The sequence below is a fragment of the Nostoc cycadae WK-1 genome (assembly GCF_002897135.1).
In the GTDB taxonomy this organism is placed as follows: domain Bacteria; phylum Cyanobacteriota; class Cyanobacteriia; order Cyanobacteriales; family Nostocaceae; genus Nostoc_B.
In genome coordinates this window covers 33,421-56,391 of record NZ_DF978448.1, presented here as the reverse complement: position 1 = coordinate 56,391, position 22,971 = coordinate 33,421, and the positions used below count along the sequence as shown (strand labels likewise).

Here is a 22,971-nt window from a genome sequence, read left to right as displayed (position 1 = left end):
TCAGTACTGCGAAATAATTCATCAGGAGTCGAAAAATGATTAAAAAAATCAACAATTCCCACAATCTCTCATCCTCGGTAACTCAAGTGGAATTAGAGTTCCTCGAACTACTGCTCCAACCCGAAGATGCAGCTTATCCTTGGAATCCTGCTGATGATCAAGCAGAGACATATTTTGATGAATTAGAAAAGCAGTTTGCTATGCAGGATGTTTTGGAGGAAGAACTCAATACTAGAGCGCAATCTTTTTACGGAAATTTAGATAATTTATGGTCTCAAGCGGCAAATTGTGGTGATTACAACTGTAATACAAATGCCAGCATTTTAGACAGTCTTTGTGAAACTTTACATACTTTTGCGACTGGAGTACCAAAAGGGTGGCTAAAGGCGATCGCTCAGAAAGCTACAGAAGTAGCAGCCGTGCAGCAATCAATCAATGAACAGTTAGTGCAGTGTGTTCAAACAGTATTGCCTACATGGGAAACAGACGATCTAGCAGTTTTCGCTCGTCCTTATGCCTATGCGATGCGTAGTAGTGAACAGCAAAACCTAGCATCAGTTATGAATAAAATTAAAAATCGGGATTGGGCGACTTTATCAGAAATGGAGCAAGCTAAAGTTAGTGTGGCGATCGCCTATTATGCTCTCAGACAGCTAGACAAATTGGAAAATGAAGCTTAAATATAAATTTGCTTTGACTGTCTAAATTATGGGCTGAGATGAAATCGCCAGAGCCACTGGATTTTCTCTCAGGTAGCATTTGTATTGCTGATATCAATAAATGATTAGTCTTTATCCTAATCTATCCTTAGATGGGTATATCTTTCTTTAGATAGAAGATACTTAGAGTATTTTTAAGTTAAAGCAATTTTTATAGCGAAGCAATCTATCTTGAGATAGAAACAATCTTTGAGTTCAAAAAACCTAGTTTCATAATCACAGGAAAAGGTGGGCAGAAAGTAAATTTGCTACTTCTACCCTTTAGTTGATAATTTTATCTGAGATTTATTTGGGGCCGAGAAAGCGAGTAGCGAAATTTTGCGATCGCGTTGGTGACAATGCCCTTGCCTTTAAAATTGCCGCCATCAAAACAGCGTAAGATAAAACCCCAACAATTACTAACAACAAAGCATTAATAGAACCTGTTGCGTTCCATAAAGCGTGGAGTGCGGATGCGCTTAGATAACCAATCGAGAGAATTTGCCAACTCTGACTCGGTTTGAGAACAGCCAAACCGATAAAATATCCCAAGTAGCCACTATAAGCCATGTGACCAGCAACAGAGCCTAAAACGCGAGGAATCAGCAATTGTAAGCCGGCTAATTGGCCAGCCGCACCAATACCTACCTGTTGACTAACATTTTGTGTGATATCTGGTACATACTGTCCAAGAGTTTCTAACAGAGTAAACCCCAAAGCTGAAGCTGTTCCTAGGAGAATGCCATCTAGAGGTTCCCACACACCTATGCGTTCTCGCCAAGGTGAAGGCAATTGTCTGCCAATCACAAAAGCTCCCAGTACAGGTAAGGCCTTAAGCAATTCTTCCATCAACCCTGCACCAAAGAACATTCGTACTAGCAACTCAGTCAATGTAGTAGAATCTTGGGGTGAAGGTAAATTACCTGGCAGAACGCCGCGAAACACAAAGATAAATAATTCTAAGACAGGACTCAGTAAAATTAATGCTGTTGTCAGCGCTGTACCAACCAGTACCCACCAAGGCTTTTGCTTACCACACAATTGATAAACAAAGTAGTAAACAACAAAGGCAATATAACTGGCGACAATGACTTGGTTAGCCTGGGGTCTACCAACAGTCGCAAACATTAGCACAACAAAAACTACTGTGAGTATTCCTGGGACAAGGTAAGCTTTACTTGTTAAATCCTTACCAGTAGAAATAATCGGAAAAAGTTGTGTAAAGCTAACTGAATCAGGCTGCTTGATTTGGGTGTGATTCTGGTAGTTAGCGGCTGAAGGCAATGATGCGTTTTGTTTCGTCATCATTGTCGGTTGAGGTATTAAGTCATACTCAAAAATAAATTGTGGGCCATCACTACCTAAAGCAATGCGATCGCCTGATTGTAATTCTTGGCACCCATAAAAACGTTCACCATTGAGATAAGTACCATTCGCACTATTTAAATCACAAATTACCCAAGTAAATTTATTATCTGGAGACGAAGATAGAGGACGAACCGCAGCATGACGACGAGATACCATTCGATATGTCATGGCATCCAAGACAATCTGACAGCTGGGGTCACGTCCAATTACCATCTCTTTACTTGCATGTAGTGCGTAACGAGATTCTGAACCAAAAGCTGCTGTATTACCAGACACCAGCCGCAGAAAAGCGTTATGTCTTGCGTTTTTGCCTGTCATCGAGTTAGAGTGTCTTCCCAAACTAATTCATCAAATATTCTGGCAGGATGACTGAACCTTAGCCATACCAACAGCAGAATTGCTAAATCCACTATAGCTTTAGTCTCTGCTAACAAATTCAAAATTTTCTCATACAAAATTTAAAATTATCTAACTCAATATTGACAAGCATTATGGCTAATTGGAGTGTCTTATGTGCCTATTTGCTAAGAAATATTTTTCTTAATACATAAATATGATGTTTTGAAAAGCCTACAGGCAAAAAATGTACGGTAATTTCTGGAATTTTTAGTAGTATTTGCCACATCTTGAGTGATGGAGAAAATATAAAATTAGCTATCCAAAAAAAGAATAAGAAACCTTATACTTTTTAAAGTATAAGGCTTAACTAATTTTTGCTTTCATTCTTAAACTTTTGCCACTTCTGGATGTTCGACCTTAGTACCCAGTACTTTCAGAAATTCTGCTAACCAACGAGAATGTGCAGGCCAAGCTGGTGCTGTTACGAGATTTCCATCTACTACGGCTTCATCAACTGGGATTTGTACATAAATACCACCAGCAGCACGCACATCTGGACTACAAGCTGGATAGGCTGTACAACTTTTACCTTGCAGTACATCAGCAGCAGCTAATAACTGCAAGCCATGACAAATGGCCGCAATAGGTTTATTTGTTTGAGCAAAGTGACGAGTAATTTCTAGCACCTGTTGATTTAAGCGTATGTATTCTGGTGCGCGGCCTCCGGGTATTACAAGCGCATCGTATGTGTTAACATCTACCTCGGTAAAAGTCGCATTCAAAGTAAAGTTGTGACCAGGTTTTTCACTATAGGTTTGGTCTCCTTCAAAATCGTGAATAGCGGTTCTTACCTTATCACCTGCTTTTTTGTTGGGACAAACAGCATGAACAGTGTGTCCTACCATTTGCAAAGCTTGGAAAGGAACCATCACTTCATAATCTTCCACAAAATCGCCCACAAGCATTAAGATTTTCTTAGCTGCCATGTTGTTATCCTCAGTTTTTAGTTTTGGATCAATAGTCTATTGAAGCTTGAATATTGACCATTGACTAAAATTAAAGCAAATGAAATTCTGCTATGGCATTAGGAAAATTTTTATTTTCGTGGCTGGGACGGCTGAGTTTAATCAATGCAAATCGCTGTAGGGGAGTTAAAGCCGCCCATTGTTCTAAGGTTAAGTTTACGCCTAGTTCTTGGGCTTTTTCTTGCAAAGTAACTGGCAAATTACTAGAGTCCATCCACACAGGATAAGGATCTACAGGTAGTTGTGCCACAGGTGTACCTGTCCTTTCTAAAATTAGTTGCTGGAGATATTCTTTATAAGTTTCAATTTCTGTTTGTGTGGTGCAAGGCAGTTCAAATAAAGCTTCACGCTCATCTTGAGTCATCTGCAACCAATCTGATAGCTTGAGTTTGATACCACAAGTATCTAATTTATATCTCACCTGCATAGGTATACAACGCAGAGAAGTGACAAAATCTGCTTCAAATTCAAAAAAGGTTGTCATACTTTAGGTAATTTTAAAACATACTATAGGAATCCGCTTTGATTCCTGCAATAATTTGCGTAGGAAGGGAACTCTTAACAGGGAAAAGGAAACAGATAAGAAGGAAGAAAAGTGTACTGAGGTTTTTTGAGAAATCAAATATGAGTCCTATAGTGAACACAAATCACTATTTATAATATTATAAAAACATTTATTAAAATATAAACATCTCATTTATGAGATAGAAGTTAGTGGGATTTATGGGAATTACTAGAACGAATTATTAAATAGCTGATAGATAAAGCTAAAATTGCTATACCTAAGCCGATTATATCAATTCCTGTGACTTTTTCTAAGTCAAGAATAATGATTTTACGAGCGACAGCAATTAAAGAAGTTACAATAACTAATTCTACTTGGAATACGTGTTTGCGTAGGTAAGCTGTGATATTTTCGAGGATTTCTAAAGCAATTAGAATATTTAAGAACAAGCCAAATATTTTAAATAATGTTGTATTGAATTTTCCATAAGGAGTATCAAATAACTCTTTAATCAAAAAAGCACCTAAATCTCCGATCGCTACTAATATTACTAGCACCATTAACACAGATAAAACCTTAGAAACTATAACCTCGACGTTTTCGATAACGTGCATGAAGCCTTCATCGGTAAATACTCCGAAGATGTTTTTGAATAATTTTTTCATCTGGTGCATCCTGGTTTTAGTTCAACAATAAATTGGTAATGATGAGTGTTTCAAATTATCATCATTGACTAATGTCTATTGATTGAATTACTAAGTATAATTCTTAATTACCAATTTCTTGTTTAAGGATATACCAAGCAGATCACCATTGCGACGACTGGAGTTGATAATTTTTGCTTGTAACTTCTATAGAAATTGGCACTAGTTGGACTGCACAAGCTTTTAATTCTGGTTGCAGAGAATCTGGACAAGATTCGGGATGGGTGAGGGCGTTAGCTTCAGCATCATTTGCCCAGAGTGCGCCCCAGTGCATGGGGACAAATACAGTACCAGGTGCGATCGCCTTAGTCACTTTTGCAGGAAAATGAGCTTGACCACGCCGCGATCGTACTTCTATCACTTGATTATCGGTAATTCCTAACCTAGCCGCATCGCGGGGATGAATTTCAATAAACGGTTCGGGGTGCATCGAGCGAATTTTTTCGATGCGGCCAGTACGCGTTTGCGTGTGCCAATGTCCGTAAAGCCTTCCTGTGGTTAACACAAAAGGATAATCGGGGTCTGGTGGTTCAGCTAAACCTTTAGAGTAATATGCGCCGAACCGCGCCCGTCCATCAGGGGTGTGAAAGCGTAAATCTGTGTACAGGCGTTTTGAGGCATTAGGAAGCGGAGAATAGGGAAATTCATTACTCCCCACTTTTGGATGCGGCCAATGCGTTGGCCCTTGTTTCTGTAATTTTTCATGACTAAGACCCGACATATCGCAAGGGCGATTTTGAGTTAGCTGGGCAAACTCGGCGTAAACTTCGGCAGAATTAGCAAAGTTAAACTTATCGCCAAAACCTAACCTTCGTCCGACTTCCGCGAAAATTTCCCAATCGGCTTTGGCTTCTCTTGGCGGTTGACGGAATGCTTGACACAGAGTTACCCGGCGTTCAGAATTGGTCATTACGCCAGTTTTCTCACCCCACTGGGCAGCAGGTAACAACACATGGGCATAAGCGGCGGTTTCTGTGGGATAGTATGCGTCTTGATAAATTGTGAAAGGCGATCGCAATAACGCTTTTTTAGTCCGTTCCAAATCTGGCATACTTACAGCTGGGTTAGTAGCTGCAATCCAAAGTAAACCCACATCGCCAGTTTCCAAGCCTGTAATCATATCCCAAGCAGTCAAACCAGGGGTAGGAGAAATTTGTCCCCGCTTCAGTCTCCAAAAATCTTCTACTTCGGCGCGATGCTGGTCATTTTTCACCAAGCGATAACCGGGTAATAAATGTGATAAACCTCCGGTTTCTCTACCTCCCATAGCATTCGGTTGACCTGTTAACGAAAACGGCCCCGCCCCTGGCTTACCGATTTGTCCAGTCATCAAGTGCAGGTTAATAATAGTTCTAACCTTGGCTGTACCTTCACTTGATTGGTTGACACCCATCGACCACAAAGACAGCACCCGTTGTGATTGACCCCAATAACGGGCGGCTGTTTCTAAATCTTCAATACTGATACCGCATTGACGCGCTGCTACTTCTGGCGGATAGTGGCGAATAACTTCTGCGTATGCCGAAAAATTGCTGGTACAGTCATCGATAAACATTGTGTCAATGTAGTTCCAACGCATTAATAAATGGGCGATACCATTTAACAAATCAATATCTGTACCGGGACGAATTGCTAAGTGTAAATCCGCAGCTTCGGCGGTGGGTGTGCGACGAGGATCAACCACAACCATTTTCATTTTGCGATTTTTTCTATGGTATTTTTCCAGTCGGTTAAAAATGATGGGATGACATTCTGCTGTGTTAGTACCAATTAAAAATGCACAATCAGTTAACTCTAAATCTTCGTAACAGCAGGGCGGGCCATCAGCACCAAAACTTTGAATATATCCAGCAACCGCACTGGACATACATAAGCGTGAATTTGCATCAAAATTGTTAGTTCCTAAACAACCTTTTAAAAGTTTTTGGGCTGTGTAATAGTCTTCGGTTTGAAATTGACCAGAACCATACATACATATCGCTTCTGTCCCTTGGGTGAAGCGCACAGTTTGAATGCGGTTGGTGATGAGATCAAAAGCTTCATCCCAACTAACTTGGCGGAACTCTTGATCTAAAGACTCCCGCACCATTGGGTAATGTAATCTATTTTTATCTAAAGATTCTGCGATCGTTGCGCCTTTAACACAAACCATACCCTGACTTGATGGGTGCGATTTATCGCCTCTTACCCGCCAAGTCGGATTTCCCTGACTATCTCGATTAGTGGCTTTATTAAGTTGCGCTGGCGGCGAAACTTCTAAACCACAGCCAACACCACAATAAGGACAAAGAGTTTTAGTAAATTCACTCATGTAGCTACACCACTGTTGATTTTTAGAGGCTAGACACAGATAATTCATCTGTGTTCATCTGTGGTTTTTTATAAAAATAATTTTGGTAATTTAGTAATAGAAATTAATGATTAACCGCTGATGTACACAGATGTAGGTGAACGAATAAGGATGAAATTAATTAGTAGCTAATTTCATCCTTGATTTTCCAGAGTTATTCTTCAGCTAAAATTGTTGATTGTTGATTTGAAGATTCTGGTGATTCTTCCGGCGCACCTGCAAAAGAGCCTTGTGGTTCTTTGAGGAAGAAAGCACACATAAAAGCACAAATCATTGCTGCTATACCCATTGTGGAAAATAGGGTTGGTGCATCGGTTAAGCTGTAAATTGTCAGGTAAACTACGCCGCCAAAATTACCGTAAGCTCCGACGTTACCTGCAATTTGTCCGGTGGCTTCTTTTTTGATGAGGGGGACAATACCGTAAGTTGCACCGCAGCCAGCTTGGGCAAAGTATGCACAAAACATAGTTACGGCGATCGCCAGCCCAATTGGCCAGTTAGCATTAATAAAATGTGCCATCAAATAGCCAACTGCAATGCCAGCAGAAATAATGGTCATTGTCCATTTGCGAGAACCAAATTTATCAGAAATTACGCCACCGCTAGGACGAGAAACTAAGTTTAAAAATGGATAAGTTGCCGCAATCATCGCTGCAACTACGTGTTCTAAAGCAAAGGTTTTTTCAAAGAAAGCTGGCAGCATGGAAACAGCTGCTAATTCTGAACCAAAGTTAGTTACATAAGTAAATTCGAGTATTGCAACTTGGCTGAAGTTATAACGTTGTGCGGGAGCGTAAGTTTTCTTGCCAGTTAATAGTTCTTTGTTAACTTCGTAAGCTTTGTAGGTTTGGTAAGCAAATAATCCAGCTAATACTAACCAAACTAAATACATTTGGCTCAGAGTCAAAAAGTGAATATTTTTTTGTTCTAACCGCCAAGCTAATAAACCAAGGGCAAATATCAAACCAAAATTTGAGACTATCATTGCCCAGAAACTTTTGACGCTGGTAACTTCTAAAGCACCATTTTTCTTAGGTCGCTTGTAGACTTTGCCAGTAGGCGTATCTTGAACGGTATTAAAGTAAATTACGCCATAGATAGCGGCAATGATACCAGTAAGAGCGATCGCCAACCGCCAGTTAGACCCACCACCAGCCAAGAAGCTAGTAGCAATAGCAAGCATCGGTAAGGCAAACTCTGCACCAAAAGCCCCAAAATTTCCCCAACCGCCATAAATACCCTGCGCGCTTCCCATCTCTTTCGGTGGGAACCATTCAGCTACCATGCGGATACCGACGACAAACCCGGAACCGACAATTCCCATCAATAAACGGCTGATGACTAATTGGTTAAAGTCCTGAGATAACGCCGTCGCTAAACAGGGAACAGCAGCAAATACCAACAATATCGAATAAGTAATCCTGGGGCCAAAACGGTCTAACAGCATCCCAATGATTAGCCGCGCTGGAATCGTTAAGGCTAAGTTACAGATTCCTAAAGTTTTAATTTGCTCAGGTGCTAAACTTAGTTCCTTGCCAATCGTGGTAGCAAAAGGAGCAAAGTTAAACCAACAGACAAAGGTGAGAAAAAATGCAAACCAAGTCTGATGTAAGATGCGATAACGATCCCTGAATGAAAATAAATTTTTTAACATTCCAATCTTCCTGATTTTAGGGGAGTGGGGCGTTGGGGAGTAGAGTTACAAAAGAAAAACGAACCGCAAAGGACGCAAAGGACACAAAGAAATTAGAGTTTGAGAGGGTTTATAAGTAAGTCATAGACTATTGACTATTGACCATTGACTCTTGACACTATTGACTACTCTTCATGAGCAAACCGACGATAAAGGAAATCTAAAGCGTAGTTCCGCAAGTTGTAGTATTCAGGGTCTTCCATAATGCGGCGACGGTTGCGGGGACGGCCGAAGGGAATCTCTAAAACTTCACCGATTTGAGCAGCTGGGCCATTTGTCATCATCACCACTCTGTCGGCGAGAAACAACGCCTCATCAATATCGTGAGTAATCATCAGCACGGTAACTTGATGGTCACTCCAGATTTGGAGTAATTCTTCTTGCAATTCTTCTTTGGTGATTGCGTCTAATGCACCGAAGGGTTCATCTAGAATCAAGACTTTGGGACGGATAGAAAGGGCGCGTGCGATCGCAACTCGCTGTTTCATCCCGCCGGAAATTTGACTTGGTTTCTTGTCTGCGGCTTCGGTGAGTCCCACCATTGCTAAGTGTTCTCTAACAATGGCGCGTTTTTCGGCTTGGGGCTTTTTGGGAAATACGGAATCGACAGCTAAATAAACGTTCTCAAATACACTCAGCCAAGGCAGTAAGCAATAGTTTTGAAATACCATCATCCGGTCTGGGCCTGGTTCGGTGATGGGTTGGTCTTGCAGCATAACAACGCCATCGGTGGGTGTGTTGAACCCGGAAATCATGTTGAGGAGGGTGGATTTACCGCAGCCAGAGTGACCAATTAAGCAGACAAATTCGCCTTCACGAACTTTGAGGTCGATGCCATCGAGGACGGTGTAGGGGCCTTCAGGGGTGGCGTAAATTTTGCTTACGCCTTCGATGACGAGGAAATTGTCTGCTTTGGTTTGTGGTTGTTTGAGAGTTTTATTTACTAATTGCATGATATTTTTCTGAATTTATTATTTACTCACGCAGAGGCGGAGAGGCGCGGAGAGTTTGAGGGAGATGAGAGAGTTACAAAGGACGAATGATTAAATAAAGACTTCTTCTATACGGATGTCTCGTTTGATTTCTAGGCTTTTGAGGTATTCTAGGGGGTCTGAAGAGTTAAAAACTTTACCGTCGAATAGGTGAATTGGGTCGTCGTATCCGGTATCAAGTAAGCCGAGGTCACGGGCGGCTGCACCAAAGATGTCTGCACGGCAGACTCTTTCGATAACTTCTACCCAGTTTTTGGGGAAGGGTGTTAAGCCCCAGCGTGATAGTTGAGTTACCATCCATAAGATTTCGGTGCGGTTGGGATAGTTGGTTTTGTTGAGGTAAAACTGGTTGTAGGCTGTGAGTGATTGGGGTTGGGTACCATCGCCGCGATCGTAGGGATCGGTGAAGCCTGGGCGGACGTATGCAGGATTGATATTGAGGTATTCAGGGCGGCAAATTAAGTCAAGGATTTCTTCGCGGTTGCGGAGGTCATCACAGTATTTGCAAGCTTCTAACAGGGCTTTGACGAGAGCTAGATAGGTTTCTGGATACTGCTGCGCCCAGTCTTCGCGCACACCTAAGACTTTTTTGGGCTGTCCTGACCAAATTTCTAAGGCGGTGGCTGCGATGAATCCTACATCATCATGAACGGCCATGTGGCTCCAAGGTTCGCCTGCACAGTAGCCGTCAATGGTTCCGGCTTTGAGTTGAGCCACCATTTCTGTGGGTGCGATCGCAGTTAAACTCACATCTCTATCAGGATCGATACCACCAGCCGCTAACCAATAACGCAGAATTAAGTTCTGCATGGATGTGGGATGCACAACTCCCAAGGTCAAAATTTGGTCGGGAGTAGCGTTAATCGCAGCTTTGAGATCGCCTAGATTTCTTACACCTTCGCTATACAATCTTTTGCTTAAGGTGATAGCGTTAGCATTCCGGGAAAGATTCAGCGCATTGACAACAGGAATTGGTGTTTTACCACCTGCGCCTAAAGTTAGTGCTAAAGGCATTCCTGCAACCATCTGGGCTGCATCTAATTTGCCTGTCGCTACGCCTTTGGCGATTTCATTCCAATTGCTTGCACGGCTGAGGGTGACTTCTAAACCATATTGGGCAAAGAAACCTTTTTCTTGAGCCACGATTAAAGGTGCAGAATCAGTTAAAGGTAGAAAGCCAATTTCGAGATTGAGTTTTTCTAAACCTCTTGGAGATACCGCCACAGATGCGGCTGTTTGCTGCGCTTTGCGTTTCTTGGATTGCTTTTGCTGGTTGAGGAAGTAAATCATCTCATTCCGCAGATTGTAATAACTGGGATGATTTACTACTTCCAAACGTTGACGGGGGCGAGGAATTGGTACTTCGAGAATTTGACCAATGTGCGCTTCTGGGCCATTGGTGAGCATAACGATGCGATCGCTCAACAATAATGCTTCATCTACATCATGAGTTACCATCACGCAGGTAACATTATACTCGTTGCAGATTTTCATTAATTGTTCTTGCAAACTCCCCCGTGTGAGCGCATCTAAAGCACCAAACGGTTCATCTAACAATAACAACTTCGGACGAATAGCCAAAGCACGAGCGATCGCAACTCGTTGTTTCATCCCACCAGATAACTCACTGGGACGTTTCTTAGCTGCCAAACGCAAGCCCACCATATCGATATGTTCTTCGATGATGTGGGTGCGATCGCTTTTAGACTTATTTTGATAAACCTCATCCACAGCCAAAGCGATATTTTCCCGCACCGTTAACCAGGGAAGCAACGAGTAATTTTGAAACACCACCATCCTGTCGGGACTAGGTTCTCTAATCTCCTTACCTTCCAACGTCACACCGCCAATACTGGCTCTATCTAAACCAGCAATAATATTAAGTAAAGTAGACTTCCCGCAACCAGAATGTCCAATTAAAGAAACAAATTCACCTTGGCGGATTTTTAACTCAATATTCTTCAGAGCAATATATTTACCACCATTAGGTAAGTCAAATATTCTATCAACGTGGTCAACTTCAACAAAAGTAGTAGTCATTGGTCATTTGTCCTTTGTCATTTGTCTTTAATACTCGTTCTCTATAAACTTGCACTTCCTTTCTCTCTTTGCGCTCTTCGCGCCCTTTGCGGTTCGTTTAATAGAGAATATTAACTGTTGACTACTTCTGTTCTGCCACCATCTTACTAGCAATAAAACCCACCAATCTATCCAACATTAATCCAACTAAACCAACATAGATTAATGCCAAAATAATCTCACTCAAATTAGTTTCAGTTGTCGTGTTGTAAGCATCCCAAATAAACGAACCAATACCTACACCCCCAACTAACATTTCCGCCGCAACAATTGCCAACCAAGACAATCCAATCCCAATCCGTAAACCTGTAAAAATATAAGGCACAGTCGCCGGAAACACAATCTTAAAGAAATACTTTGCGCCTCTTAATTTTAAAACTCTTGCAACATTCACATAATCTTGGGGAATTTGCTGCACTCCAACAGTTGTATTAATAATAATCGGCCAAATCGAAGTAATAAAAATTACGAAAATTGCTGAAGGATTAGCTTGTTGAAATGCAGCCAAAGAAATTGGTAGCCATGCCAACGGCGGTACAGTTCGCAATACTTGAAATATGGGGTCTACCGCATTGTATACAAATTGATTAGCACCAATTAAAATTCCTAATGTGATACCGACAACCGTTGCTAATGAAAAACCTAAACCAACCCTTCCTAAACTGCTGAGAATTTGCCAACCCAAACCCTTATCACTTTCACCATTGTCAAAAAATGGATGAATAATAAAAGGGTCAAAAGTTTCAGTAAATGTTTCTATTGGCCCAGGTAATTTAAAGCCAGGGTTCAAACAAAGTAATTGCCAAATAATTAGAAAGATAGCTAATGCAACCAAAGGCGGGATAACTTTTTGAGTAATAAATTTATTAATCGCCTTTTGGGGATTTTTTCTGAAGGTGCGATTTCCAATAACAGCTGCCATTTTATTATAATTCCGTGGTAATACAGTGTGCTAAATTTTGTTGTGATAGTTGGGATAATTGTGAGAAATTAGACTTTCTTAATTTTCAAAGATTGCAAATATTCTTCTGGTTTTTCTGGGTCAAATTTCACCCCATCAAAGAAAGTTTCCACCCCACGAGAACTGCTGGTAGGAATTTGGGAATCAGGTACACCAAGAGCCTTAGCTGCTTTCTTCCATAAATCTTCTTTATTTACTTGGTCAACAATTTCTTTAACTTTGGTATCTTTTGGCAAATAGCCCCAGCGAATATCTTCAGTTAAAAACCAAATGTCATGGCTCTTGTAGGGATAAGAAGCATTATCAGCCCAGAATTTCATCCGATAGGGGTATTCTTTTTCTGTCCGCCCATCACCATAGTCAATATTGCCTTTAGCCCTCTCAACAATATCTGCTGCTGCAACGTTAAAGTATTTACGGTCAGCACAGATTTTGCACATTTCTTCTTTGTTTTCTGCCTTGTCGCACCATTGTTGCGCTTCTAGAATTGCCATCAATATTGCTTGTGTAGCGTTGGGATTTTTATCAACCCAATCTTGCCGCATAGCAAAGGCTTTTTCTGGATGGTCTTTCCACAACTCACCTGTAACTAGGGCTGAATAACCGATTTTTTGGCTGACCAATTGAGCGTTCCAAGGTTCACCCACACAGAAAGCATCGATTGTATTGACTTTCATATTGGCAACCATTTGTGGTGGTGGTACAGGTTCCAAAACCATATCTTGATCTGGGTTGATACCACCAGCAGCTAACCAATAACGCATCCACAAATCGTGAGTACCGCCTGGAAAAGTAATACCTGCTTTCAAAGATTTCTTGTCAGCTTTAGCTTTATTAGCGGCTTCTTTAAGTGCTTTGCTTTGTAAATTGACCTGGAGTTCTTTGAATCTATTCGCAACGGAAATCGCTTGACCATTGGTATTCAACCGCGCCAAGAGATACATTGGCACTTTATCGTTGATGGTCATCAGGTAAGGCATGGGGCTGAGGATATGTGCGCCATCAATACCATCGCCAGCAGAACCGATTTTTAAGTTATCGCGGGTGACAGGCCAAGATTTTTGTTTGATAACCTCGACATCGGTCATGCCATATTTCGCAAAGAAACCTTTTTCTTTGGCAATAATTAAAGGAGCAGAATCAGTCAGAGCAATAAATCCTAGCTTGGCTTTGGTTGTCTCTACTTTGGGAGCATTAGCAGAGGTGACATTGGCTACTGGTGCTGCGGATGGTGCATTCCCGCCGTTAGAGGCTGTATTGCTTGAACAACCATGAGCAACAATAGAAGCCGCTGCTGCTGCACCAGTGGTGAAAATAAATTTTCTGCGGGAAAGATTGGTCATTAATTTGTCCTTTGTCATTTGTCATTTGTAGGACTTACGCAGGAGTTACGAACCGCAGAGGCGCAGAGTTCACAGAGAAATGAGAGTTTGAGAGATTTTGCGTAAGTTTCAGAAATAAAGCAGAAGTCTGAAATTTCAGACTTCAGCCTACCCTTCGGGAACGCCAAAGGCGAACAGACTTCACACTTCAACCAAGGCTTCTTGTTTGAGTTTTGCGCCGAAGTGCTTGATAAGTAAGTCTTGTAATACTGGCTGCAAGTCTTCGCAGGGGATGCCTTTAATTGCACAAGTTCCTAAATGAGCGTCTTTGCCGACTTTGCCGCCCATATAGATGTCTACGCCTTCTACGGCTTTACCATCTTTACGAGCTTTTGTACCCATTAAGCCGATGTCTGCGACTTGTGGTTGTCCGCAGGAGTTTGGGCAACCAGTCCAATGAATGCGGACTGGTTGGGTGAAGGTTAAGTCTTCTTCTAAGGCTTGAATGGTGGCTAGGGCGCGGTTTTTGGTTTCGATGAGGGCAAAGTTGCAAAATTGTGCGCCTGTGCAGGAAACTAGCGATCGCTCCAACACACCCGGATTGATGGAGAATCTTTCTAGTAAGGGTTCTGCCAAAAATGTTCCGAGGCTACTATCAGAAATATTAGGAATGATGATGTTTTGTTCAACTGTCAGTCTAATTTCACCACTACCGTAAACTTCTGCTAGTCTGGCTATTTCAAACATATCTTCGGCATACAACCGCCCAACCGGGACGTTAAAGCCTACATAGTTCAATCCTGGTTGTTTTTGCTTGTATACACCGATATGGTCGCGTTTTTCCCAATCAATTTCGTCTTTGGGTGCAGCAGGTAAAAACGATTTACCTAAACGCTGTTCAACTTCTGCGCGAAACTTATCTATACCCCATTCATCAAGTAGCCACATCAAACGAGATTTGAGGCGGTTTGCACGTGAGCCATTGTCTCGAAATACTTCTAAAACGGCTCTACATACAGCCACGACATCTTCAGGTGCTACCCAAGCATTGAGAGGAATCGCTGCATCACAACGTTTAGCAGAGAAAAAGCCACCAACTAAGATGTTAAACCCGAATGTTGCCTCTTTAAAAGCTGGGACAAACGCTAAATCGTTGATTTCTGCGTGAACTGAATTATCTCTTCCACCTGTGATAGCAATATTAAACTTGCGAGGTAGGTTGGTAAACTCTGGGTTGCCTTCGCCTTTGTTGGTGAGCATATCTTGAATTTGCTGCACCAAATCTCTTGTGTCGAACAATTCATCTGCATCTAGTCCAGCCACGGGATCGCCTGTGATGTTACGCACGTTATCCATGCCTGACTGCACACTTGTTAAACCAACGGCGTGAAATTTATTGAAGATATCGGGTAAATCTTCAATTCTGATCCCCCGCAATTGAATATTCTGTCTGGTAGTAATGTCAGCACTACCTTCATCTCCGTAACGCTGCAATACTTCTGCTAATACACGCATTTGGTCGCTGGTGAGAATACCGTTAGGCATCCGCAACCGCATCATAAACTTGCCTGGGGTAACTGGGCGGAAAAATACTCCTACCCACTTGAGTCGATGATCCCGGTCGGTTTCATCCATTGCTTCCCATCCGAGGGCAGCAAATTTTTCAATCTCTGCTTTGATGGCAAGTCCATCTTTTTCAGCTTTGAATTTTTCAAACTTATTCAGGCTGGTTTTGGTAGTGGTTCCTGTATCTGTCATGAGTTAACTCTCATTATTGTTAATCCAGTGAGAACTTCAGGCAGTATTTACCTAATATCAATCAACCCGTAGTCTGGATTGTGGTTCTACGAGTTTTAGGAACTTTAAACTAAATATTTATTTATTGCTGATTTCTAATGTTCAAGTGCGTTCTTAGGTGGTTAATGGACAGAGGATAGTATGTCTTTAACTAAATGCGACTTCGTAAGGTTTGGGAGAAGATTTGTAATCTTTTACATTGGGGAAATTCACCAAGTAAACACAGCAATTGTTTATGTAACAATTTCGATACTTTTTAGATTAAAGTTAGATCTCTGCTAAAATCGTATAAATAGCTACAAAATATTAGTAAAATTGCTAGTTGTAAATAATATCTATGCGTTTTCTGCATCACACAGAGAAAGTGAGTGATGCAAAATCATCGGTTTATACATCAGCATGGGCAAAAAATGAGAAACATGATGCTGATGGTGAACTTTTTACAAATCACTGACCGTAGAGCAGGCGATCGCTGTTACTCTAATTACAAATAATTTCCACAACTATGAAACGTCGTGATTTCATTAATTGGGTTGGTTTAGGTTTAATAGCTAGTAACCTACCAGTTGCGATTGCTGCCTGTTCTTCACCAAGCAGTACATCAACATCAGCAGCATCGGGAGATTGGCAAAAAATAGGTACAGCCAAAGAATTAGACCAAAATGGGCAACTTTTAGTCAAAAATTCTCCTGTCGGAAATGTTTTGGTGGTTGGTACATCTCAAGCAGGAAATTTAATTGCTGTTGACCCTACCTGTACTCATAAAGGCTGTACCGTAGATTGGAAAGCTGACGCGAAAAAATTTGCCTGTCCCTGTCATCGTGCAGAATATGGCACTGATGGTCAAGTGCAGAAAGGCCCAGCAGAAAAACCCCTCAAAACTTACACCGCTAAAATTGAAGGCGATGCCATTTTAGTTAAGGGTTAACTGAAGTATCAGATTTCACATTTCATACTTTTTATGCAAGGCAATATCAACCAGCTTTTGATGCAGGCGCAGACAGCGTATGATAGTGCTGACTGGTCATCACTGATTCAATATCTACAACAGTTGATTTTGGTAGATGATGAGCAACATTCAGAATATTTGCTGGAATTAGCACTCTCTATTTTAGAAATGGGGGATTTTCAGCAACGCTGGGATATTAGCAAGGTATTACTGCGCTTGGGAAAGATTGCTATTTCACCATTGATTAGCATCTTAGAAGATGAAGATACAGAGGAAGAATTGCGCTGGTATGCGGCGCGAACTTTGGGCGAGTTTCAGCATCCAGAGGCGATCGCACCTTTGGTAGAATTGCTCAAAACTAGCGAAGATGAAGAATTAAAAGCGATCGCCGCTACAGCACTAGGACAAATGGGTAGTTTAGCAATTACTGAACTCTCCCAACTTTTAAAACAAGATGATACAAGGCTTTTGGCAGTGCGATCGCTTGCTTATATTCGCACTCCAGAAACCATTGCACCTTTATTGACTGTAGTACAAGATACTGAAGTTGCAGTCCGCGCCACTACCCTAGAAGCCCTCAGCAGCTTTCATGATGAACGTGTACCACCTGTACTAATTAACGCTTTAGATGATGTGGTGGCGACAATTCGCCGCATCGCTGTGTTGGGTTTAGGGTTTCGCCCTGATTTAAATTCCGAACTAGATTTAGTAACACGACTACAAACCAAGCTTTACGACTTCAACATTGAAGTTTGTTGTGCTGCTGCTATAGCCCTTTCTCGCCTTGGTGGTGATGCTGCTACCCATCATTTATTTACAGTATTGATGTCACCCCACACACCCACAACCTTACAACTCGAAATTATTCCCGCTTTAGTTTGGGTGGGGACACTCTCTGGTTTGGAATATTTACAGCAAGCATTCAACCAAATTCAATCAGAAAAAGTGTGGCAGGAAATTGTCACCGTTTTGGGGCGAGTCGAAAAACCGCATTTAGCTACAAAAGCTACAGAAATTTTATTAGAGTTCCTGAATTCCCATCATCCAGCAAAAGAAATTACTAATATCAAAAGTGCGATCGCCTTATCTTTAGGACAACTAGGTAAACAGCAAGCTATCCCATCATTAACTATTTTAGTTAAAGACTCGAATGAACAAGTAAAATTACACGCGATCGCTGCACTTAAAAAACTCGCACCAGAATTTATCCCCATCCAGTCTTGATTACAATTAAAGTAATCATACATTCAGATAGTTTTTATGAGTATCTCAACTGCTAAACGCTTCACAACATCTGAATATCACCGTTTAACTGAACTCGGCTTTTTTGCAGAAAACGACCGCGTTGAGTTAATCAAAGGAGAAATTATTGAAATGGCTGCGAAAGGTACACCGCATTCTGTTTGTAATACCCGCTTGAATCGAGAATTATTCACACTCATTGCAGGGAAAGCAACTCTTAGAGGACAAGAACCGATTATTATTTCTGATATTAGCGAACCAGAACCAGATTTAGTAATTGTCCAAAATCGTTCTGATGATTATTTCACAGAGCATCCTAGTCCACCCGATGTAATACTACTAATAGAAATTTCTGATTCTTCTTTAAAATATGACCAAGAAGCAAAATTATCTATCTATGCTGAAGCGGGTATTCTCGATTATTGGATATTTAATTTAGTAGATAATTTTTTGGAGTGTTACAGCGAACCTTATCAAAGCTCACAAGGACAATTTGGTTATCGTCGCAAACTCATATTTCTACCAAATGAATCAGTCAATCTACCATACTTCAATGATTTAGTTTTAGATTTATCTAAGGTCTTCCCAGGTGTGTAATTTATTTGAAATTTCAATAAATTATGAGTGCTGATCCAGTTTGGTGCTTGTTTAGAATAGAGCCTTCAGATGTACTGAATGTATCTCAAGCTTTTAATCAAGCTGTGGAGCGATCGCAAATTGCATATCACCTACAAGACTATCTTAAAATCAGAACTGAAATTCTGAATCAGCTACCTTTCCGAACATTAGATGAATCTAATATTTATTTTCCTGATTGTCTGATTCAAAGACAACAAAATTCTGATGTGTTCGACTGGGAAGATTTACATCAAACATACCATATTTTTTTCCCAAAAGCATTTGTAGAAATTTTTGATACTCTATTTTTAGGTAATACTCCAATTATTTCCCAAAGAATGAGCCAAGCCCAACTAGAATTAATCATAACTAATCGTGTATGTGCCACAGAAATGTTATGGGGTGGTTTAGGTTGGCAACGTGCAAATAAACTTCCTGGTTACTTAGGAAATATGTTTGTTAAACCAGAAAATATAGCAAATGTTGTATCAATCATAGAAGAAGTTTTTACAGAAATAAGTACTGATGAATTTATTCAAGGAGCAAAGGCAATCGGATTCAGAGGAAACTGTAATGAAGATGATGCAGAAGCTCTGCAATCAATCATCTTATCTTGTTTTCACACGGTTTTACAGGAAGGAAATGGGCTTTTAGCTTTAAGCCATCCACACATTGGTATGATGCCATTTCCTGAAAATTATTAATCGACCTCTTGCATAAATTTAGATTATGCTCACTCAATAACTCTCCGCGACTCTGCGTCTCTGCGTGAAAAAAATATTCTCCTCATAAAATCAAATTTTGCAGAGACTGTTGTAAATCATTAGTAAAATCAGCCACAGCTTGTTTTGCACCTGCGCGACTTTCTTTATATGCCGAATAATGCTCAGATATAGATAACGGCTGTCCGATAGTAATCTTAACTTTCTGCTTACCTAACTGCGGACGTTGGAAAGATTTATCACCTTTAATTTTGGCAATCATCTGCGATAAAATTAAAGTCGTTTCAGCAAATCTTTCGACTGAGGGTTTCGCTTTAATATAGTTACCAGAAACTGCTACAAAACTTTCTACTAATCTCATGTGCCACATTCTCGCAGTCGCTTCTTCCGCAATGCGATCGCCTAATGCTACTTCCACAGAAGATAATTTTTTGATATCCTTAAAATCTTCTCTAAATATATAATTCCAACCAGCTTGTTCTACCCGCCGACAACGGTCTGTTAAATTACCTTTTGCTTGCAAGTTAAAATATTGTTCGGATATTTGTAATGCGGCATTTAATAAAGCCTGTAATCTTAATGCTAAGGCTTCATTTCTATCTTTAATTTCACTGACAGTTTGAGCATCTGCCAACTTTTGATGATAAAACCGCGTGTAAAATTGCTCCATTAAAGATAATAAATGCTCTGCTAAAGCCAATAATCGCGGATAAAGTAATTCCATTGAAGCAATATTATCTTTTCTTCCCGCATTCACAGGCAAACCACTAGCCGCTTCCAACTCACTTAATAATTGCGCGATCGCACTCCAAGGCGCAGTCGTATAACTATATTTCAGCCCAACTGGTACAATTAAAACTCGTTCCGAGCGTCCGGCTTTTTGTAAGTCTTCCGCACACCAAAAGCCTAACTGAGCAATACCAGGTTCCAATGGACTCATAATTTCTGATAGTCCATTTGTTGCACCTTCTGGCGCAGCAGCCATTGGAAATCTACCATTAGCGAATAAATCACGCGCTGAACGCAACCCTGTCCAGTCAGCCTTACCACGTTGAATAGGTGTTCCACCCAACCGCGAAGCCACCCAACCCGCATATTCACCTGCCCAAAGAGGAATGCCGCGATCGTAGATAAAATGAGCATGAATCGGAGATTGTAATGTTATACCCTGTTCTCGCGCGACCTTCGGCACAAGTTGAGACAGCAAGTAACCTAAACAAAAAGGATCATCTGTTTTGGGATGACGAAACGCCAACAAAAAGCGCACCTTCCCTTCTTGAAACTCACGATAAAGATCCGCCAAAATCTCAACGTTGTCTGCTTCAATGTGGGAAATAGCAGTTTGCCATTGTATCCAACTAGGTAAAACCGTTTGAACAACTCGCAAAAATAAGGGATTAAACGCTGGCTGGATAAATTCTAGAGGCGGCTGCGCTTGATAAATTACGTCTGACAAGGTAAGTTTCTCCTGAAGTAGTAATGGGAAGGCAGAAGGCAGGAGGTGAGACAGCGCGGTCTTCTCCCAAAGGGAGAGGCTAACGCCCGCCGTAGGATGCCCAAAGGGCTGTAGGGGGTTTCCCCTATGAGCGACTGCGTTAGCGCAGCGTTAGCGACGTTAGGAGCGTCACCCGAAGGGCAGAAGGCAGAAGGGATATGAAAATTAACTATTAACCAAGCACTTTATACTTCATACTTCATACTTCATACTTTATTTGACACAGAGATTAACGATTCTAAGAAGGGATTAAACGATGCGACTGTCACAAATGTTATTCGTTACACTCAGGGATGATCCGGCTGATGCGGAAATTCCCAGCCATAAGTTATTACTCCGTGCAGGGTATATTCGTCGCATCGGTAGCGGTATTTATGCTTATCTCCCATTCATGTGGCGGGTGTTGCAAAAGGTTTCTCAAATTGTGCGCGAAGAAATGAACGCCACAGGCGCACAAGAATGTTTGTTACCCCAATTACAACCTTCTGAGTTGTGGAAAGAATCAGGACGTTGGGATACTTACACCAAAGCCGAGGGAATTATGTTTTCCCTGATAGATCGCCGTGAGCAACAATTAGGATTAGGGCCGACTCATGAAGAAGTGATCACTGCGATCGCTCGTGATATGATTCGCTCTTATCGTCAGTTACCGCTACATCTCTACCAACTGCAAACCAAATTCCGTGACGAAATTCGCCCCCGCTTTGGTTTGATGCGCGGGCGAGAATTCATCATGAAAGACGGTTACTCTTTCCACGTCGATGAAGAAAGCCTGAAAAAAACCTACCAAGATATGTATCAAGCCTACAGCAATATGCTGCGGCGTGCTGGTTTAGCATTCCGTCCAGTAGAAGCTGACTCTGGTGCAATTGGTGGTTCCGGTTCTACAGAATTTATGGTGTTGGCGGAAGCTGGGGAAGACGAAGTTCTCTACACCGAAGATGGTAAATACGCCGCCAACGTAGAAAAAGCTGTGTCTTTACCTGCCGATGCAGAAACTTCACCGTTTACTAGTTATGAAAAGCGGGAAACGCCAGGAACAGATACGATTGAAAACCTCTGTCAATTCCTGAAATGTTCTCCTACCCAAATAGTTAAAAACGTTTTGTACCAAACAGTTTACGATAATGGTGCGACTGTTTTGGTACTGGTAAGTATTCGTGGAGATCAGGAAGTCAACGAAGTTAAATTACAGAATGAACTAACGCGGTTAGCAGCTAACTATGGTGCGAAAGCAATCATCGCCTTAAATGTACCGAGTGCAGAAACACAACAAACATGGGCGGCGAAATCCCTACCTTTAGGTTACATTGCGCCAGATATTAGTGATGAATATATTGCAGCTAATAAACAAGTCCAAGCCAAATTTGTGCGGTTAGTTGATAAAACAGTCGTTGAATTAAAAAATTTCGTGACTGGCGCGAATGAAACTGGTTATCACGTTGTTGGGGCAAATTGGAACCAGCAATTTAAGCTACCAGAAAGTGTAGTAGATTTGCGGAAAGCTAGACCAGGCGATCGCTCCTTACATAACCCCGAACAAACTCTAAACAGTGCTAGAGGAATCGAAGTCGGTCACATCTTCCAATTAGGCACAAAATATTCCCAAGCTTTGGGTGCAACTTATACTAACGAACAAGGAGAAGAAAAACCCTTGGTGATGGGTTGCTATGGTGTGGGTGTGTCTCGATTGGCACAGGCAGCAGTAGAGCAATCTTACGATAAAGATGGGATTATTTGGCCTGTAGCGATCGCACCTTATCATGCCATTGTGACAATTCCCAACATTAATGATGCACAACAAGTGCAAATAGCCGAAAAACTCTACACCGAACTTAATCAAGCCGGAATTGAAACATTATTAGATGACCGTGATGAACGCGCTGGAGTCAAATTTAAAGATGCTGATTTAATCGGTATACCTTATAGAATTGTTACCGGACGTGCAATCGCCAACGGCAAAGTTGAAGTAGTAGAAAGAGCAACTCGTCAGTCTCAAGAAATTGCCATTGATGAAGTTATTACTACACTAAAACAATGGATTACCACTGCCATAGAAGTTAAAAATTAACCCCTAAAGAATTTAGCAGCCAGCTTCTGCAAGTTATTTGC

General features: G+C 41.3%; 18 protein-coding genes. 6 read left to right on the top strand and 12 right to left on the bottom strand.

All coding sequences use genetic code 11. The annotated features are described in order from the left end of the window. Positions 1–35 precede the first annotated feature (35 nt). Positions 36–680 carry a hypothetical protein gene (locus NCWK1_RS27265; protein WP_103126852.1) on the top strand — a complete coding sequence of 215 codons (645 nt, stop codon included), beginning with the start codon at positions 36–38 and terminating at the stop codon, positions 678–680. Positions 681–1,004: 324 nt separating this feature from the next. On the opposite strand, the gene NCWK1_RS27260 is transcribed toward NCWK1_RS27265, so the two are convergent. The 11 genes from NCWK1_RS27260 to NCWK1_RS27210 all read right to left on the bottom strand — a co-directional run bounded on the left by NCWK1_RS27260 (position 1,005) and on the right by NCWK1_RS27210 (position 15,794). Further along, complete coding sequence (locus NCWK1_RS27260; RefSeq protein WP_103126851.1) at positions 1,005–2,384, bottom strand: PrsW family glutamic-type intramembrane protease; 1,380 nt, start codon at positions 2,382–2,384, stop codon at positions 1,005–1,007. A 407-nt stretch (positions 2,385–2,791) separates the two neighbouring features. Beyond that, positions 2,792–3,391, bottom strand: a complete 600-nt coding sequence (locus NCWK1_RS27255; RefSeq protein ID WP_096574837.1) for a DJ-1/PfpI family protein — start codon at positions 3,389–3,391, stop codon at positions 2,792–2,794. 70 nt (positions 3,392–3,461) lie between these two features. Next, entirely contained in the window at positions 3,462–3,914 is a 453-nt protein-coding gene (locus NCWK1_RS27250; RefSeq protein ID WP_096574839.1) for a nitrate reductase associated protein, read from the bottom strand. Between the two features lie 227 nt (positions 3,915–4,141). After that, on the bottom strand, positions 4,142–4,600 hold the full coding sequence (locus NCWK1_RS27245; protein WP_096574841.1) for a phosphate-starvation-inducible PsiE family protein: 459 nt from the start codon (positions 4,598–4,600) through the stop codon (positions 4,142–4,144). A gap of 142 nt (positions 4,601–4,742) precedes the next feature. Then, positions 4,743–6,950 (bottom strand): molybdopterin oxidoreductase family protein, encoded by a 2,208-nt coding sequence (locus tag NCWK1_RS27240; protein WP_103126850.1) that lies wholly within the window; start codon positions 6,948–6,950, stop codon positions 4,743–4,745. 193 nt (positions 6,951–7,143) lie between these two features. Next, positions 7,144–8,643 carry a NarK family nitrate/nitrite MFS transporter gene (locus NCWK1_RS27235; protein ID WP_096574845.1) on the bottom strand — a complete coding sequence of 500 codons (1,500 nt, stop codon included), beginning with the start codon at positions 8,641–8,643 and terminating at the stop codon, positions 7,144–7,146. Positions 8,644–8,807: 164 nt separating this feature from the next. Then, positions 8,808–9,635 carry a nitrate ABC transporter ATP-binding protein gene (locus tag NCWK1_RS27230; protein WP_096574847.1) on the bottom strand — a complete coding sequence of 276 codons (828 nt, stop codon included), beginning with the start codon at positions 9,633–9,635 and terminating at the stop codon, positions 8,808–8,810. 90 nt (positions 9,636–9,725) lie between these two features. After that, on the bottom strand, positions 9,726–11,714 hold the full coding sequence (locus NCWK1_RS27225; protein ID WP_103126849.1) for an ABC transporter ATP-binding/substrate-binding protein: 1,989 nt from the start codon (positions 11,712–11,714) through the stop codon (positions 9,726–9,728). Positions 11,715–11,835: 121 nt separating this feature from the next. Then, a complete protein-coding gene (ntrB, locus tag NCWK1_RS27220; protein WP_103126848.1) occupies positions 11,836–12,675 on the bottom strand; it encodes a nitrate ABC transporter permease in 840 nt (279 codons plus the stop codon). A 68-nt stretch (positions 12,676–12,743) separates the two neighbouring features. Continuing rightward, complete coding sequence (locus tag NCWK1_RS27215; protein ID WP_096584665.1) at positions 12,744–14,057, bottom strand: CmpA/NrtA family ABC transporter substrate-binding protein; 1,314 nt, start codon at positions 14,055–14,057, stop codon at positions 12,744–12,746. Between the two features lie 180 nt (positions 14,058–14,237). After that, complete coding sequence (locus NCWK1_RS27210; RefSeq protein ID WP_103126847.1) at positions 14,238–15,794, bottom strand: ferredoxin--nitrite reductase; 1,557 nt, start codon at positions 15,792–15,794, stop codon at positions 14,238–14,240. 544 nt (positions 15,795–16,338) lie between these two features. On the opposite strand from NCWK1_RS27210, the gene NCWK1_RS27205 reads away from it, so the two are divergent. From NCWK1_RS27205 to NCWK1_RS27190, 4 genes are read left to right on the top strand one after another with little or no spacing between them, the layout of a single operon-like run. Further along, complete coding sequence (locus tag NCWK1_RS27205; protein WP_103126846.1) at positions 16,339–16,761, top strand: QcrA and Rieske domain-containing protein; 423 nt, start codon at positions 16,339–16,341, stop codon at positions 16,759–16,761. 33 nt (positions 16,762–16,794) lie between these two features. Further along, the gene (locus NCWK1_RS27200; protein WP_103126845.1) at positions 16,795–18,006 is read left to right on the top strand and encodes a HEAT repeat domain-containing protein; all 1,212 of its coding nucleotides are present in this window, start codon (positions 16,795–16,797) and stop codon (positions 18,004–18,006) included. A 36-nt stretch (positions 18,007–18,042) separates the two neighbouring features. Then, complete coding sequence (locus NCWK1_RS27195; RefSeq protein WP_103126844.1) at positions 18,043–18,621, top strand: Uma2 family endonuclease; 579 nt, start codon at positions 18,043–18,045, stop codon at positions 18,619–18,621. 23 nt (positions 18,622–18,644) lie between these two features. After that, positions 18,645–19,346: a hypothetical protein gene (locus NCWK1_RS27190; protein WP_103126843.1), complete on the top strand. Its 702-nt coding sequence runs from the start codon at positions 18,645–18,647 to the stop codon at positions 19,344–19,346. A gap of 82 nt (positions 19,347–19,428) precedes the next feature. Here NCWK1_RS27190 and NCWK1_RS27185 read toward each other — a convergent pair whose 3' ends face one another. Beyond that, positions 19,429–20,820 carry a lysophospholipid acyltransferase family protein gene (locus NCWK1_RS27185; protein WP_103126842.1) on the bottom strand — a complete coding sequence of 464 codons (1,392 nt, stop codon included), beginning with the start codon at positions 20,818–20,820 and terminating at the stop codon, positions 19,429–19,431. A 295-nt stretch (positions 20,821–21,115) separates the two neighbouring features. Here NCWK1_RS27185 and NCWK1_RS27180 point away from each other — a divergent pair, with 295 nt between their 5' ends. After that, positions 21,116–22,930 (top strand): proline--tRNA ligase, encoded by a 1,815-nt coding sequence (locus NCWK1_RS27180; RefSeq protein WP_103126841.1) that lies wholly within the window; start codon positions 21,116–21,118, stop codon positions 22,928–22,930. Positions 22,931–22,971: the final 41 nt, after the last annotated feature.